The sequence below is a fragment of the Pantoea eucrina genome, from assembly GCF_020079945.1.
GTDB classification, from domain to species: Bacteria; Pseudomonadota; Gammaproteobacteria; order Enterobacterales; family Enterobacteriaceae; genus Pantoea; species Pantoea eucrina.
This window is the reverse complement of the sequence record NZ_CP083450.1, coordinates 117,699-134,269: the sequence shown is the minus strand read 5'-3', so window position 1 is coordinate 134,269 and position 16,571 is coordinate 117,699. Positions and strand designations below refer to the sequence as shown.

Below are 16,571 nucleotides of genomic sequence, written 5' to 3'. Positions count from 1 at the left end.
GCGAAGATAGCGGTTTTCGGCGCAGGCAGGGAGAGGGTGGCGAATATTCACACACCATTTTTACGCCGGGAGCGCAAATTTTTACGCGTTTTTTATATCGCTGCGCGTTTAACAGCCAGATAAACAGCGTGCTGACTCAGTCAGCCTGGAGAGCAGGTACAGGGAGGCACGGGACGACCTGTCAGGAGCGTCCTGTGTCTCCGGCCGGTTCAGAACTGCCAGCGTACGCCAGCATTGTAGCGCCATCCTTTGGCACCGTTCCCGTCGAGCGCTTTACGGTAATCCGCTTCGGCATAGAGCGAAACGTTATTGCGCAGCGTCACCGTGCCGCCTGCGCCCGCTTCCCACATCTGACCAAAACGCCCGCTGGTAAACGTCGCGCCCAGCGCCGGATTATCTGCAGCAGCGACCGATGTCCGCGCCGCGCCGCCCCAGCCTTTGTAATAATTTGCCCGCAGCCAGGGCGTATACTGGCGCTGATGCTCATCACTCCAGGTGCGATCGAGGCGTGCGCCCAGCCGGCCAATCGTCTGGTCATAATCGCCGTAGCGCACTTTGCTGCCATCCTTGTCGGTAAAATCATTCATGTTTAGCTGCATATAGAGCAGCTGCGCCTGCGGTTCCAGCTGATAGCCGTCACCCAGAGCAAACGGATAGCCGCTCTCCAGTGAAGCGGTCCAGCCGTCTCCTTTCAGCTTAGCCACCTGTTTTTGCCGCGCGATGTTGGTGTCACCACGATGCCGGTCAAATGACAACACCCCATCCAGATAAAAGCCGTTATCACGTTGCCAGGTGCTGTAGAGCGCCAGGCTGTCGCTGTTAAAGGTGGTGCTGCTGTAGCCATCCGCTGCCTTCGGGCGCAGGCGCGTATTGCCGCGCGTATACGCTATACCGCCGCGCAGGGAGTCGCTATCGCCATCAAGCCGCAGCAGATTGCCACCGAGCTGGACTGCGCTGTAATCGAGATCAAAATCGTATCCGTAATTGCGGAAGCTGCGATCGCTCTGGTATTTCAGGTCAGAACCAATGTAGCGGAGAAACATCTCGCCGCCGTTGTCGTCAGCGCGCCGCTCTCCGTGGCGCAGCTCACCCAGACGTTTATGCAGGTCATCAACAATGGCAGCGGTATAATAAGCCAGCCCCACGGGCGCTGAAACATAAGAGGGCACCTGTGGTACCACGGCCGGACGCGCGTCATAAGTTTGTTCGCTACCAAAGGCATCGGTAATCAGCGCAGGCTGGCAGCTGCTGCTGTTCTCGCAAATGAGATAGTTTGCCAGGCGATAATCCCAGTAGCGGTTCCCGCTGCCGCTGACCAGGCGCTGCGCCGGATCGCTGCTGCCCGGTGCGAAAGTGTATAAACGATACTGCCACGGTCCGGCCCCAAGATAGCCGTCCGCCAGCGCAAAGCTGCCGGCAGCCGCGTTACCAGCTACCTGCGCCAGCGAAATACCTTCATTGCCTTCCACGCCACCGTTGCGATTGAAATCGGTCAGCGCACCGCTGCTGGCTGCGTCCGGCTGCACATTCAGCAGCGTGGTACCGCTGGCGTTGCCGGTCACGTTAATGCGATCGGTAAATTGATTGCCAGGCGCTCCCCCTTCGTTCAGTCGGGTGATCAGGTTGGCCTGACCGCCCGCCGACACCAGCGAGCCGTTGATGTCCAGCGTATTGCCCGGTGAACCGGCACCGTTGGTGAGGTCCAGCGTACCGCTGTTATTAACCACCAGCGAGCTGGCCGTACCGCCAGCCAGCAGCGGATGTACATTATTACCCGCGTACAAGGTGGATGCCCTGTCAATGTTGATGGTGCTGCGTGCCAGCTGCAGATTATCGGTCAGAGTCCAGCGCGCATCCGCAAAGTTAATGGTGCTCCAGCCGGTGCCGAGATTGACGCCCTTGCTGCGATCGTCGGCGCTAAAGCTGCCGCCACGCCCGTCGATCTGGCTGAATGTGAGACTGTTGCCGGCTCCGCTGCCGCTGGTGAGATGGTAAGTGGTGCTGAGGCTGACGCCGCTGACGCTGGCCTGATTGTTGTTACCATCGCCCATTGTCAGGCTGCCGTTGAGCGAGCCGCCGCTCCAGCGAAAGGTGTCAGATCCGCCGCCGGGATTGATATCGCCGCGCACTTCGCCTTCGGTCAGCAAAATAACGTCATCGGCATTGCTGCCAGCCACCGCCTGAGTTTGCGGCGTGGCGGTAATAATCGTGCCGAAGTTTTCGAACACCGTCTTACCACCGCGTAAATCCACAACCGGTGCACTCAGGCTGGCGGAGCGGAGCGTTCCGGTGTTCACAATGGTGCCAGCCGTACTGGAGATCAGCGCCGATCCGCCTGCGGCATTATTAATGTTCACGCTGGCAGCGGTGAAAATATCACCGGTGGTATTGGCCCGAATCCCGCTACCGCCTGCGCCGGTGACGTTGAACACGTAGCCCGAACCCAGCGTCAGATCGCCACGCGTCGTGCTGCCGTCGGCATTCGCAATGTTCAGACCGTTGCCGTTGCCGCTGACGTTTGCCGTGACGGTGGAAGCGGGATCAAACGCCACGCCGGTACGAATGCCGTTGCCGTTGCTGACGTTAAGCGTCAGGTTGCTGAGCGTGACATTACTGAGTTCTGCCCGGTTCTCTATGCCGTTGCCGCTGCCGGAGACATTGATGCTGGCATCGCGGGCGCTGAGCGCGGCGGCCCCCTCGTCCAGTAAAATGCCGTGGGCAGTACCGCGCGCGGTAATTGCGGTATTACGACCGGTCAGCGCCAGGCTGGCCCCCTCGCTGATACGCACACCGGCTACGCCGTTTTCAACAGTGATGATGCCACCCTGCGCGAGCGTACTGCCGCGACCGGCAACATCCAGCCCGGTGCCGCGGGTGATTGTGACCACACCGTTATTGGTTAAGGTACTGCCGGCACGGGAGCGGATACCGATACTGTTATTTCCGCTCAGACTAAGCGCACCATTGTTGATCAGGGTAGCGCCATTGGTGATATCGAAACCCGTGGCACCAACGCCGGCACCGCGGATACTGGCGTTGCTGGTAACCCGCGTTGCGGCAGCTCTGCCATCCAGCGCATTACTGAGGTCGCTGCGCAGTGTATTCACCAGTACGCCAACGGCATTCTCGCCGCTCAGGTTAAGCGTGCTGCTGCGGTCCAGCGTGGCTGTCGCGCCTCCCTCGATGCGAATCGCCGTACTGCCTGCGCCGCTGGCGGTAAAGCTGGCGTTCGTGCTGTTTAGCGTGCTGCCATTGCCGGAAACAATGACGCCGGTGGCGTTTGCTGCACTGGCGTTGAGCGTACTCGCGGCGGTGAAACCGAGCGCTGCCCCCTCGTCAATGCGGTAGCCGGTGGAGCCCGCAGTCGTGATGTCCAGCGCACGCGTTGCCGAAGTGATACGAGAGCCGCTACCCGCTGCATGGTAAGCGATCTGATTGCTGTTGTTAAAGATCGGCGTTGATCCCGCGGCGATATTAACCTGTGCACCGCTGAGCGCTTCAGCACCCATTGCACCGACACCATTCAGGGTAAGCGTGCCGGCATCAAGCGTGGCTACGGCCAGTGCGCCGCTGGCCGTCACGCCGCGCGTGCGATTACGTACGCTGCCGCCATTGACATCAATGTTACCGCTATTGCTGGCGGTGGTAGCAAACGTGCTGCCCGCACTATTAACCACGATGCCGCTGCCGCCTCCGCTGATACTGATATTGCCGCTGTTGCTGCCGCTGGCACCGCTCTCCACGCGCATCCCGGTGGTGCTGGCGCCACTGAAGATGATATTGCCGCTGTTGGTAAGCCGGGCGCGATTACGCGCCAGATAGCCGGTAATAGCGTCCTGCGCCGAATCAAGCTCTGCCGCTGAAATAAGTCGCGTATCGGCAACCGGAGCGCGGCTGCTGGCACCGGTCAGCGTATGTTTTTGTCCGTCGGCGATCGCCCCGATGGCATTGCTGCCGGTGAGATTAATAGTGGTTGCAGCATCAATATTGCCCAGCGCACCGCCTTCAATATTTACGCCCGTCGCACCGATCCCGCTGACGTTCAGCGTGGCGTTACGGGTGTTAACCGTGGTGCCGTCAGCACCGGTGCCGTTGATCGCCACGCCTCCCGCGCCGGAGGCAGTCAGCGTGGTATCTGAACCATCAAATTCGGCACCCTGTTCGATACGAAACAGCGTGGAGTTACGGGTGGTGACGTCAAAAGCATTGTTATCCGCTACGTTAATCAGCGCATTCGGACCATAGGCAAAGAAGCCGATTTGCTGACTGCCGGTACTGAAAGCCGGGATCGCATCCTCGGTAACATTCACGGTGGCATTACCGCGTGCGTGTACGCCAATTGCACCGTTGCCTGTCAGATTGATGCGCCCATCCACACTAGCCTGTGCTGTGCCGCTACCCTGTCCCTCTACCCAGACGCCAAAGTTGCGTGTGCCGCTGGCGGGATCGGCACCGCCTGCCACGTTGATCGTACCGGTGGAACTCGCTGCCGCCGTACTGCCATTGCCAGCCAGTACTTTGAGGCCGGTGCCGTTAACACCGTTGAGATTGATAGTGCCGCGATTCTCCAGTGTACCGCTGCTGTTACTGACCAGCATGCCGGTGTTTTCGCGCGGCACGCGCGCCGCACTGCCGTTAACATCAATAGTGCCGCTGTTGATGAGCGTGGCGTTGTTCGCACTGCTGACGGACATGCCGGCCGCATTCTGCACGCGGGAACCCAGTACGATGCTGCCTTCACTGATCGCGCTGCCATTCGCCAGCAGGGCAATACCGCTGGTCAGACCGCTCTGATTCATCGCGGTTTCCGCCACGCTATCGCTCAGGCTGTTTTGCGGACCGCGTCCGATGTAAATGGTGCCCGCGCTGTTATTAGTAAAGCGGCTGCTATCGGCCGTGAGCAGAACGCCAGAGGTGGTGCCGCGTGCGGCCGAGCCATTAACGCCAACGTTAATATTCCCGCTGTTACTCGCCTGCGCGCTGGTATCCAGCCGGATACCAGCGACGCCATTGGCAAGATTGCTGCCGGTGGTGCCGAGGTTCAGCACGCCATTATTGGTAAAGCTGCCGTTGTTTTGTACCGTAACCGCCGTCGCGTTGCTGCTGGCCGCGCCCACACCGGTGCCGTCAATCCGGTTGAGAAAGCCGCCGTTGATCACCCCGCTGCTGCTATTAGTTGCGCTGGCATCATCCAGCGAGAGTGCCGTACCCCGGCTGGCCAGCTTGCCATCGATGGTGGCGCTGGCACCGGATGCAACCCGCACGGCACCGCCGTTCGCGCCGACCGCCTCAAGCGTTTTATCTGCGGCAACAGTAATCTGTGAACCGGCACCCTCAGCATTGATCACGATACGGTTACCCAGGGGCTGTGTGATCTCGTCCGGCGGCGTGGCGCTGACGCTGTAAACAATTTGTTCATCAGTGAGGGTGACGGCTTTATTAAATTCGCTGAGGTAACTGGCCGTGGCGAGATTGCCGTTTTGCAGCTGACTCACCAGCCAGTTGTTATAGCGCTGCAGCTGACTGGCATTGGTCACGTTAAAAGAGGTGCGCCTGCCATCCAGCGTTTGTACGCTGAAGCTGCCGTGGTAAGTGGCGAGGTTTTGCACGCTCAGACTGTCAGTTGCGCCACTTCCGGCTACATCTGCTGCTGAACCGGTGAAGGTGATACGGTTATTGCTGTTCCAGTTAATCACCCCGCCATTACTGGCCTGAAACAGCGTGGTGTTTTTTGCCGCCATGCTCCAGGCATTGGTACTGGCACTGCTGCTGGCATTGCTCTGCCCGATAGCGACATCCAGCGAGCTTCCGCTGCCGGTTACATCCGCTACGCGCGCGTTAATATACTGATTGTTATTCACGTTTTGCAGGTCCGGCACCACGGTGGTGCTGCTAACCGGTGCCAGTGCTACCAGACTGGCTGAATCGAAAACCTGAAAGGTCGTATTGCCGCCTGTGGTGAGATCCGGCACGGTAATAGCAAAATTTTGCGGGCCGGTATCAAGTCTCGCCCCATCGATAAATCCGGCGCCAGAGACGATGCTGACCTGCCCGAGCGTCGTATTTGTTGCGCCATCAATGCCTGTTTCAAATGCCTGATTGCCGGTCAGGGTCTGGCTGCCGCTGGTGACAATCAGCGCGCCGTTTTGTTGATCGTTATCGCGGGGATTGTAGGGACCAAGAGCGGCAGCCTGGCTGGCAAATGGGACGCAGAGCGCGGTCTGTACTGCCACTATTCCTAACGCAATGGGATTCAGGGTGAATCTCATACATCCTCCGGTAAACGATTTTTCAGCAACATGATGAATTCACCGCGCTAAAAGAGCGGACAGCACGAAGCGCATAATGTTTTTCAGCATGAACTAAGTGCCTGGCTTTATGTTCAGGCAGGGCAGGCGTGACGATATTTAAGGCAAATTCTGTTGGTTTTATAGACGTTGCGGGCGCAGAAGGCAAAAAAGCGAGGTGGCGATTTTTAACAGAATAAAATAACAGCGTGATCAAAAACAGGAAGGCATAACCCTGTTCTTTATCAGGTTTAAAGGTTAGCCGACTGTTATGACACTTATTTAATTTCCGGGCTTTACTATTGACTGGATCAGAATTCAAAAAACAGTTACAGGATTTAACCGGAGGATTATTTACCGTAACTGTGAAGCAATGCACAAAGCCGGATGCTGCATTTATCATGCCTGCTAATTAAAAAAGAGCGTGGCGGCCCGGACGGAACGCCACGGCAGATAGTTCAGAAGAGCAGTAAAACGTAATAATGACGCGCTCTTCTCTTTCTCCGGAGAAGAGGCGTGGAGCAGGCAGCGTTTACCAGCCTTTGATAATATCGCCTTTATAAATCTCGTTGGCTTTATCCAGTACCGGCTGCGAGCGGAAGGCCTCTTTCAGTTTCTGCACGTTCGCACTCTCTTTATTATCTTCACGCGCCACAATGGCATTGACGTATGGCGATGCTTTACCTTCCATAAACATACCGTCGCGTGAGGCGGAGAGATTTACCAGCGCCGCAAAGTTGTTATTGATGATGGAAAGATAGACCTGCGGATCGTCCAGCGTGCGTGCCAGCTGCGGCGTATCAACTTCAACAAACTTCAGCTTTTTAGGATTAGCAGTGATATCCAGCGTGGTAGGCAGCAGACCCGCTTCAGGTTTCACTTTAATCAGGCCCTGCGCCTGCAGCAGCAGCAGGCTGCGACCCAGCGTGGTGGCTTCGTTTGACAGCGTGATCGTCGCGCCATCCGGCAGTTCGTTCAGGCTTTTAATTTTGCGGGAGTAGCCGGCAATCGGGAATACAAAGGTATTGGTGATTACCGCAAATTTATAACCGCGCTCTTTTGACTGCATCTCAAGATAGGGCAGACTCTGGAAGGCGTTTGCATCCACGTCTTTATTGTAGAGCGCCTCGTTGGGCTGCACATAATCGTTAAACGCAATCACCTCAACATCCAGCTTATATTTGTCATGGGCGACCTGCTTCACTGTCTGCCAGAGCTGTTCATCCGGGCCGCTGTTGATCGCAACTTTGATTTTTTCGTCGTTATTATTGTCGCAGGCGCTAAGCAGCGTAACAGAAGCGGCCAGCAGCGCGGTCAGTAAATGTTTTTTCATGTTTGCAGCATCCTTATTCTTGTCAGCCCCGGACTATAATATGCGTCCAGACGTCTGTACATCCATAATTAACAGGTGGCTTATGCTTTTACTGCATAAGTTATGCGCTACTTCAGGCAGTTGAGATAGCGCTGCGCGGAACGTGCGACGGCGCTATCGGCATCCTGCAGGATCTCACGGCCGTCAAATGCGCCGTAAAGCTGGGCAAAATGCCGGTTCTGCAACCGCTGCATCATGTCGCGCACCACCCGGGCAGAGAGCGGCAGCATATTGGGATAGCTCCACATAAACGAGACGGCATCCGCGCCTGGCGTTACCTGCAAAATATCGCCACTCAGCATTACCCCCGAATCACGCTGCCAGTGCAGCACCGTGCCACCGGCAAAATGGCCGCCAAGACGCAGCAGCGTGATGCCTGGCAGCAGGGCATGCTCCTCCTCCTGCCATAAACGGATCCACGGGCTGTCGCGCATAATCCACGCTTTGTCGCTGGCATGCAGCCAGATCGGTGCGCTGAATGCGGCGGCCCAGTCCTGCATCGTGGTGTAGTAGTGGGGATGAGAGATGGCTATCGCCTGCAATCCTCCCAGCGCATGGATCAGCGTTTCGGTGGCGTCATCCAGATGGGCGATGCAGTCCCAGAGAATATTGCCGTGCGGAGTGCAAAGCAGAAAGGCGCGCTGATTAATGCCAAATGCCGGCACGCTCTGCAGCGAAAGCAGTCCGGGCAGGTGCTGCTGCCATCGGTTGGTATGTGCGGCGCGTAAATCCGCCTGCGCTATCCAGCGCTGTCCGCCTGGCGGAATAAACTGGCGCTCATCTTCACAGACGGGACAGCGCCGGGGAGACGGTTCGGCGTAAGAGGTGCCGCAGGCAGTACAGAGCGTAATCATAATCTCTCCTTATCAGCTGATCCGATAAGGATAGTTACTCTGTCGCGGGCTGCAGCTCGTAAACCCAGGCGCTAATCTGCTCACCCCGGTCGGTGGTTACGGCGACCGGCACGCGATCGTATCCCTCTTCAAACGCGTCGAGCATCGGCCAGTGCGCGTCGAGATGCGGCGAGAAAAACAGATAGCCCGGTACGCGCGCGCCCTCCGGTGAGAGCACCACGCCGGGAAAGTCCGCGGCAGCGCCCCAGCCCCGCGCATAATAGGTGCCGCTGACGCTGCCGGCCAGCCACTCGCCGCCTATCTGCTCCAGAAGCCAGGCGTTATCGTGCCCGGGCTGCAGCGTACCGTAGACAAACAGAGGTTTCATACCACTCCTGTAAAGGGTTGCGTTATACGAACCGGCTATTGTGACGCAGCGGGCGGGGCCGGTAAACGTCACGGGCGGGAAAAATTTCGCGCCGATTAGACGAAACGCCAAATGTGACATTTACTCATAGGAAGATTCAGGTCCCTGCAGGTAAAAAAGGGGGACATTACGACGGAGCAATTCATGTATCACCTTGATGTGCAGGTTCTTGAAACCGCGCAGCACTGGGCAGAAGCACATCCGGTATGGCTTTGTACCGTACTGAGCACCTTTGGCTCCTCGCCGCGTCCGCCGGGCGCCATGATGGCGATCCGCGCCGATGGACACTTCTGCGGCTCGCTCTCCGGCGGCTGTGTGGAGGAGGATTTTCGCCAGCGCATAGCAGCAGATGCTTTCAGCGAGGCGAGCGCTGTTGTGCGCTATGGCGATGGCGGGCTGACGCCTGACCGGGCACTGCCATGCGGCGGCGTGCTGGATATTCTGGTGGAAAAGCTGCCGCAGGGAGCGGCATCCATTCACTATCTGCGTCAGATGCACGATGCGCTGGTTCGGGCCGAAGCCATCAGTAAAACGCTGCTGCTGCCGCACCCCTGCGCCGGCATAGAGACGCACCCCTATACGCAGCAGACCGCAGCGCACATTACTGGCAACCAGGTTACGCTGACGCTCTCTGCGCCGCCGCGCCTGATTATCGCCGGTCTCTCCAGCGTAGGCATTTACTGCGCCAACTTTGCGCAGGCGCTGGGGTTTGAGACGCTGGTCTGCGAGCATCGCGATGAGGTGCTGGAGAATATGGGTGCGGAGTTACAGGCTGGCGTGCGGATTATACGCTGTTTTCCGGCCCGTTATCTGGAGCGTGAGGGGTGTCACAGCGCAACGGCGATTCTGTCACTGACCCACGATCCGCGAATCGATGACCTGACGATGATGGAAGCGGTGATGCTGCCGGCATTTTACCTCGGCGCGATGGGCTCGAAGCGCAACAGCAGCCGGCGGCTGTCGCGTCTGGCGGAGATCGCCGGACTGACCCCTGAGCAGCTGACGCGCATTCACGCGCCGGTGGGGCTGGATATTGGCAGCAAAACGCCGGCAGAAATCGCACTATCGATTATGGCGGACATTGTGCGCCATAAAAATGGCCTTGCAGCACGCCAGTAAGCCCGTTCCGGCAGCCATAGCCCTTTGCGCTATGGCATTTTTGCGCTAATCCCCCACAAAGTTTGTACTTTTTTCTGACAACGCCTTCCGAAATGCGCTCAGCGTCTAGACTTAGCGGGTGCGCACGCTATTAAGAGATCCTAAACGCGCATCCCGATCGATTCTTTCACTATTGGAAATGAGCCATGTCAGAAAACATACAACTGCACCTCGAAGTCAATGGGCAGCCCATTGAACTTAGCGTCGACCCGCGCGTGACGCTGCTGGACGCGCTGCGTGAACACCTGACGCTGACCGGTACAAAAAAGGGCTGCGATCAGGGCCAGTGCGGCGCCTGTACCGTGCATATCAATGGCAAGCGGATGCTGAGCTGCCTGACGCTGGCTGTACAGGCCAACGGGCAGCAGGTCACCACTATTGAAGGTCTGGCGCGACCTGATGGCACGCTGCATCCGGTTCAGGCGCGTTTTCTGGAGCATGACGCGTTTCAGTGCGGCTACTGCACGCCGGGGCAGATCATGTCTGCCGCCGCCTGCATTGCCGAAGGACATGCCGGATCTGCCGATGAGATCCGGGAATATATGAGCGGTAATCTTTGCCGCTGCGGTGCTTATCCTAATATCGTCGACGCTATTCAGCAGGCCGCCGCCGATCTCAGTTCGGAGGCGCGATGAATCCGTTTGACTACCTTGCGGCGAGCAGCCCTGAACAGGCGCTGCAGCAGAAGCAGCGTGCCAGCAGCCGGTTTCTGGCAGGGGGCACCACGCAGATTGACTTAATGAAATGTGACGTGGAACAGCCTGCAGCGCTGGTGGATATCAGCGGCCTGCAGGAGATGCGTGAAATTGCGTTCAGCTCTGACAGCCTGCGCATTGGCGCGCTGACGCGCATGAGTGAACTGGAGCATCACGCAGAGTGTCAGCGTGAAGCGCCGGCGATTTATCACAGCCTGTGGCAGGCGGCGTCGCCGCAGCTGCGTAACATGGCCACCATCGGCGGCAACCTGCTGCAGCGTACCCGCTGCGTTTACTTCCGCGATCCGCATACGTTCAGCGCCTGTAATAAGCGCAATCCGGGCTCGGGCTGCGCCGCGCTGGAGGGCATTAACGGCAACCACGCCATTCTGGGTACCAGTGACAGCTGTATTGCGGTTTATCCGGGCGATCTGGCTGTCGCACTGACCGCCTTTGATGCCGTGGTTATCGTGCGCAATGCCGCACAGCGGGAGCGCCGTATCCCGATCGATCAGTTCTATCTGCTGCCCGGCGATACGCCGCATCTCGAGCACGATCTCGCCAGCGATGAGATGATTATCGCGGTGGAACTGCCGCGCACCGCCGCGCTTAAACATTCGCACTACCTGAAGGTGCGCGATCGCAGCTCGTATGAGTTTGCTGCCGCCAGCGCTGCTGTCGGTATTGAGCTGGATGGCGACCGGATCCGCGACGTGCGTATCGCCGTCGGCGGCGTGGCGACAAAACCCTGGCGGGCGCAGCAGGTGGAAGGGGCGCTGCGCGGCCAGCCGTTTGATGAACAGACGCTGCGTCGTGCCGCAGAGCGTATCGTGCAGGATGCGAAAACTCTGCCGCAGAATCAGCACAAAAAAGTGCTGACACCGCGCGTGATTGCACGTGCACTACTTCAGGCTGGCGGCAAGGCGTAACGGGGAAATTGTATGGACAAGCAGGAACAGAACTATCAGGCACTCGGTGCCGGACGCAGTCGGGGCGACGGCGTGGTGAAAGTCACCGGCGCCGCGCGCTATGCGGCGGAGTATCAGCCTGAGAATATGCTGTATGGCGTGGTGGTGCAGTCCACTATCGCCAGCGGCCGGATGACGGATATTGACACCGCAGAGGCGGAACAGCAGCCTGGCGTAGTGGCGATTTATACCCATCTCAATCCGCTGAAGATCAACAAGCCCACCGCCATTGCTGACGGCGGCGCGGCGCAGTCTACCTACACACCGCTGCAGGATGACAAAATCATTCATAACGGTCAGAACATCGGGCTGGTGGTGGCAGAAACGTTTGAGCAGGCGACCTGGGCTGCCAGCCTCGTGAAAGTGCGCTATGAGGAAGCGAAGCCGCTGGTCTGGATGGACGATCCGGCAGCAGAGCGCCAGGAGAGCGCTACCGTTGAAATGGGTAATGCGCAGCAGGCGATGGCGCAGGCAGAAGTGAAAATCAAAAGCTGCTACGCCACACCGCGTGAATATAACATGCCGATGGAACCGCACGCCTGCATCGCCTCATGGCAGGATAATGCGCTCACGGTATGGGAGCCAAGCCAGTGGGTGATGGGAGCACAGACTGAAATAGCTGAATGGCTCGGCATTGAGCAGCAGCAGGTTCGGGTGATTTCTCCCTATGTGGGCGGCGGTTTTGGATCAAAACCTGTGCCCTATACCCATGTGGCGCTGGCCTGCGTGGCATCGCGCGCGCTGACGCGTCCGGTGAAAGTGGCGCTGTCGCGCCCGCAGACCTTTACCGGACTGGGCGGTCGTCCGGCGACGCAGCAGACTATTGAGATGGGTGCCGCACAGGATGGAAAACTGCTGGCGATCCTGCATGAAGGACTGAGCGATACCTCGCTCATTGACACGTTCGCGGAAGGGACGAATAAAGTCACCGGACGTATCTACGATGTGCCAAACGTCTATTCGCGTCATTATGTGGCTGCTATCAACACCGTTACGCCAGGCTGGATGCGTGCGCCCGGCGAGAACCCGAGCGCGTTCGGACTTGAGGTGGCGATGGATGAGATTGCCTATGCGCTGGGTATCGATCCGCTGGAGCTGCGTCTGCGCAACTATGCAGAACAGGATCCGCAGGAAAATCTGCCGTGGAGTACGCGCCGTCTGAAAGAGGCTTACAGCGCAGCGGCTGAAGCGTTCGGCTGGAAAGATCGCACTATGGCACCGCGCTCAATGCGCGAAGGCCGCGAGCTGATTGGCTGGGGCATGGCAACGGCAACCTATCCGGTAAACAAAGCCCCGGCTGAGGCGCGCCTGATCCTCAACAGTCAGGGTGAGCTGGTGGTGCAGAGTGCAGGTGCTGATATCGGCACCGGAACCTACACCATTCTGGCGCAGACAGCGGCAGAAGTGCTCTGTCTTGACTCTACCCGCATTAAAGTCGAACTGGGTGATACCCGGCTGCCGCGTGCCGGCGTTGCGGGCGGTTCGCAGCTGGCCGGCAACCTGACCGGTGCCGTGCATAAGACGGCGGTGGCGCTGCGTGACCGGCTCTACGCGCTGGCAGGCGCTTCTTCCGATGCTCCGTTCCCGCAGACCGACGCTGAGCAGCTGACGCTCTGCGCAGGAGGCGTGTGCCTGAAAGGTCAGCCGGAGCGGGCGGTATCGCTGGGCGATCTGGTGCGGCTGAGCGGTGAAGAGACGCTGGCGGTAACGGACGGTACCTTTAAGCCGGACGAAAGTGCAGAGGAGCGTGATAAAGCGGTGCACTCGATGTCGAGAATGACCACGCCGGAAGAATTTTCTTCACACAGCTGGGGTGCCCAGTTTGTTGAAGTGCGCGTTGACGAGGATTTCGGTACGGTGCGCGTCAGACGTATGGTCTCTGCCTTTGACAGCGGACGGCTTTATAATCCGAAACTGGCGCGCAGCCAGTGGATTGGCGGAATGGTGATGGGGCTCGGGCAGGCGCTGCTGGAGGGTGGAGCGGTCGATCCGCGTAACGCCCGCATCGTGAACAATAATCTCGCCGATTATCTGATTGCGGTTAACGCTGACGTACCGGAAATTATCACTATCGACGTGGGTGAGCCGGATCATCACGCCACGCTGATGGGCGGAAAAGCCGTGGGCGAACTGGGTATTGTGGGTATGGCTGCGGCCATCAGTAATGCTGTTTATCACGCAACCGGCAAGCGCATTCGCGATCTGCCGCTTTCCCTGGAGAAGTTGATCGATTAATGCAGGCTGGCGGCGTCAGGAGGATGCCGCCGCTTCATCCCGTGGGCGCTTACATGACTATTCCCTATCTCAGGCCTGGTGAACAGGTAGTGCTTTACGACGGCGTGTGCAAACTCTGCAATGGCTGGGTGGCATTTTTGCTGCGACACCGGCTGGATCGGCGGGTACGGTTTGCCACCGTGCAGAGTGAGGAGGGCAAAACGTTGCTGCGTCATGTCAGCATGCCCGTTGACGATATCCGCACCATCGTGCTGATTGGTGAAAACGGACACTGGCTGCGCGCCCAGGCAATCTGTCGCGTAATAAAAAACCTTCACAGTCGCTGGCGTATTTTTGCGCTGCTGCGTTATTTCCCCGACGCGGTAAGCAACGCGATATATAACCTTATTGCCCGCAACCGCTATCGCCTTTTTGGCCGCTATGACGACGTTAAGCACCTCTCTCCCGACTTCCCCGAAAGGTTTATTGCACGCTAAAGCAGCGTTATTGCTTTGATAGCAGAAAATGAAAATAAGAGATGCAGGTAAATAAATTTCCTGCATCAATCCCTTTTGTGCACTGGTAATGACTCCAACTTACTGATAGTGTTTTATGTTCAGATAATGCCCGATGACCTTGTCATGCAGCTCCACCGATTTTGAGAACGACAGTGACTTCCGTCCCAGCCTTGCCAGATGTTGTCTCAGATTCAGGTTATGCCGCTCAATTCGCTGAGTGTAACGCTTGCTGATTACGTGCAGCTTTCCCTTCAGGCGGGATTCATACAGCGGCCAGCCATCCGTCATCCATACCACGACCTCAAAGGCCGACAGCAGGCTCAGAAGACGCTCCAGTGTGGCCAGAGTGCGTTCACCGAAGACGTGCGCCACAACCGTCCTCCGTATCCTGTCATACGCGTAAAACAGCCAGCGCTGACGTGATTTAGCACCGACGTAGCCCCACTGTTCGTCCATTTCAGCGCAGACAATCACATCACTGCCCGGCTGTATGCGCGAGGTTACCGACTGCGGCCTGAGTTTTTTAAGTGACGTAAAATCGTGTTGAGGCCAACGCCCATAATGCGGGCGGTTGCCCGGCATCCAACACCATTCATGGCCATATCAATGATTTTCTGGTGCGTACCGGGTTGAGAAGCGGTGTAAGTGAACTGCAGTTGCCATGTTTTACGGCAGTGAGAGCAGAGATAGCGCTGATGTCCGGCAGTGCTTTTGCCGTTACGCACCACCCCGTCAGTAGCTGAACAGGAGGGACAGCTGATAGAAACAGAAGCCACGGGAGCACCTCAAAAACACCATCATACACTAAATCAGTAAGTTGGCAGCATCACCCTCTCCACCAATATCTGTGGCTCAGATCAGCATATGGTGCGCGGACGTACCACCGCGCCTGCGGGTATGGTGCTCGGCCATGAAATTACCGGTGAAATTATCGAAAAGGGCGCTGACGTTGAGATGCTTAACGTCGGTGATATTGTCTCTGTGCCGTTTAACGTTGCCTGCGGGCGCTGCCGGTGCTGCCGTGAACTCGATACCGGCGTCTGCCTGACAGTCAATCCGGCACGCGCGGGCGGCGCGTTTGGCTATGTTGATATGGGCGGCTGGGTAGGCGGGCAGGCGAAATATGTGATGGTGCCCTATGCGGACTTTAACCTGCTGAAATTCCCTGACCGTGACCAGGCACTGGCGAAAATTCTGGATCTGACCATGCTGTCAGACATTTTACCGACCGGGTTTCACGGTGCGATCAATGCGGGTGTGGGCGTCGGCTCAACCACCTATGTTGCAGGCGCCGGTCCGGTTGGTCTGGCCGCGGCGGCATCAGCACAGATCCTCGGTGCGGCGGTGGTAATGGTAGGTGACTTCAACAAAGAGCGTCTGGAGCACGCCAGGAAAATGGGCTTTGTGCCGATCGACCTGAGTCAGCATGACCGCCTGGGAGAGATGGTTGCGCAGGTCACTGGTACGCCGGAAGTCGATTCAGCTATCGACGCCGTCGGATTTGAAGCGCGCGGCCATTCCGGCAAGGAGCAGCCGGCGGTGGTGCTGAATCAGATGATGGAGATCACCCGCGTGGCCGGTAATATCGGCATTCCGGGTCTGTATGTGACGGAAGATCCGGGCGCGCACGATAAATCAGCACAGGAAGGCTCCCTGAGCCTGAAGTTTGGTCTCGGCTGGTCTAAAGCGCAGTCGTTCCATACCGGGCAAACCCCGGTGGTACGTTACAACCGGCAGCTGATGAACGCCATCCTGCACGATCGTTTGCCGATTGCGAAAATCGTTAATGCCAAAGTGATCCCGCTTGAAGAAGCGGCGCAGGGGTACGCTCAGTTTGACGCCGGCGTTGCCGCCAAATATGTGCTGGATCCGCACGGCATGCTGACGGCAAAATAGTCTGGTGCAGATAAACTTATCCGGCAAGGTGTAAGGCACGCGCGAATATGCGCTGTGCCTTACACGCGTTTAAGTGCGCATAATCATGATTATGTTAAATGCACTATCTTTCTAGTTCATCTGTAGCCCCGCTAGTCCAGACAATTATTCTCCCTTTTTATCTTAACGTTCATCTCTTAAATTACACGCCATGAGATGTTGCT

At 57.8% G+C, this 16,571-nt stretch carries 10 protein-coding genes and 1 pseudogene; 6 read left to right on the top strand and 5 right to left on the bottom strand.

Annotated elements, in window-relative coordinates; translation table 11 throughout:
* Nucleotides 1–209: 209 nt before the first annotated feature.
* The 4 genes from LAC65_RS17165 to LAC65_RS17150 all read right to left on the bottom strand — a co-directional run bounded on the left by LAC65_RS17165 (nucleotide 210) and on the right by LAC65_RS17150 (nucleotide 8,880).
* Nucleotides 210–6,269 (bottom strand): autotransporter outer membrane beta-barrel domain-containing protein, encoded by a 6,060-nt coding sequence (locus tag LAC65_RS17165; RefSeq protein WP_040113502.1) that lies wholly within the window; start codon nucleotides 6,267–6,269, stop codon nucleotides 210–212.
* A 550-nt stretch (nucleotides 6,270–6,819) separates the two neighbouring features.
* A complete protein-coding gene (locus LAC65_RS17160) occupies nucleotides 6,820–7,620 on the bottom strand; it encodes a MetQ/NlpA family ABC transporter substrate-binding protein (protein ID WP_040113501.1) in 801 nt (266 codons plus the stop codon).
* Nucleotides 7,621–7,727: 107 nt separating this feature from the next.
* A complete protein-coding gene (locus tag LAC65_RS17155) occupies nucleotides 7,728–8,513 on the bottom strand; it encodes an MBL fold metallo-hydrolase (protein WP_040113500.1) in 786 nt (261 codons plus the stop codon).
* A 34-nt stretch (nucleotides 8,514–8,547) separates the two neighbouring features.
* Nucleotides 8,548–8,880, bottom strand: coding sequence for a gamma-glutamylcyclotransferase family protein (locus LAC65_RS17150; protein WP_040113499.1), 333 nt, complete (start codon nucleotides 8,878–8,880; stop codon nucleotides 8,548–8,550).
* 183 nt (nucleotides 8,881–9,063) lie between these two features.
* Between LAC65_RS17150 and LAC65_RS17145 the strand changes: the two genes are divergently transcribed.
* The 5 genes from LAC65_RS17145 to LAC65_RS17125 all read left to right on the top strand — a co-directional run bounded on the left by LAC65_RS17145 (nucleotide 9,064) and on the right by LAC65_RS17125 (nucleotide 14,451).
* Nucleotides 9,064–10,038: an XdhC family protein gene (locus LAC65_RS17145; protein ID WP_040113498.1), complete on the top strand. Its 975-nt coding sequence runs from the start codon at nucleotides 9,064–9,066 to the stop codon at nucleotides 10,036–10,038.
* Between the two features lie 185 nt (nucleotides 10,039–10,223).
* The gene (locus tag LAC65_RS17140; protein ID WP_040113497.1) at nucleotides 10,224–10,712 is read left to right on the top strand and encodes a (2Fe-2S)-binding protein; all 489 of its coding nucleotides are present in this window, start codon (nucleotides 10,224–10,226) and stop codon (nucleotides 10,710–10,712) included.
* Nucleotides 10,709–11,701: an FAD binding domain-containing protein gene (locus LAC65_RS17135; RefSeq protein ID WP_040113496.1), complete on the top strand. Its 993-nt coding sequence runs from the start codon at nucleotides 10,709–10,711 to the stop codon at nucleotides 11,699–11,701. Before LAC65_RS17140 ends, LAC65_RS17135 begins: the two co-directional genes overlap by 4 nt.
* 12 nt (nucleotides 11,702–11,713) lie before the next feature.
* The gene (locus LAC65_RS17130; RefSeq protein WP_040113495.1) at nucleotides 11,714–13,975 is read left to right on the top strand and encodes a xanthine dehydrogenase family protein molybdopterin-binding subunit; all 2,262 of its coding nucleotides are present in this window, start codon (nucleotides 11,714–11,716) and stop codon (nucleotides 13,973–13,975) included.
* 53 nt (nucleotides 13,976–14,028) lie between these two features.
* Nucleotides 14,029–14,451, top strand: coding sequence for a thiol-disulfide oxidoreductase DCC family protein (locus LAC65_RS17125; protein ID WP_040113881.1), 423 nt, complete (start codon nucleotides 14,029–14,031; stop codon nucleotides 14,449–14,451).
* A 99-nt stretch (nucleotides 14,452–14,550) separates the two neighbouring features.
* On the opposite strand, the gene LAC65_RS17120 is transcribed toward LAC65_RS17125, so the two are convergent.
* Nucleotides 14,551–15,248 (bottom strand): IS1 family transposase gene (locus LAC65_RS17120; RefSeq protein WP_223429336.1). Its coding sequence is split into 2 segments (ribosomal slippage): nucleotides 14,551–14,999 and nucleotides 14,999–15,248, totalling 699 coding nucleotides; the frame shifts between segments, so codons are not numbered across the junction.
* Between the two features lie 55 nt (nucleotides 15,249–15,303).
* On the opposite strand from LAC65_RS17120, the pseudogene fdhA reads away from it, so the two are divergent.
* Nucleotides 15,304–16,368: pseudogene (gene fdhA / locus LAC65_RS17115) on the top strand (formaldehyde dehydrogenase, glutathione-independent); the annotation flags it as partial.
* Between the last annotated feature and the right edge of the window lie 203 nt (nucleotides 16,369–16,571).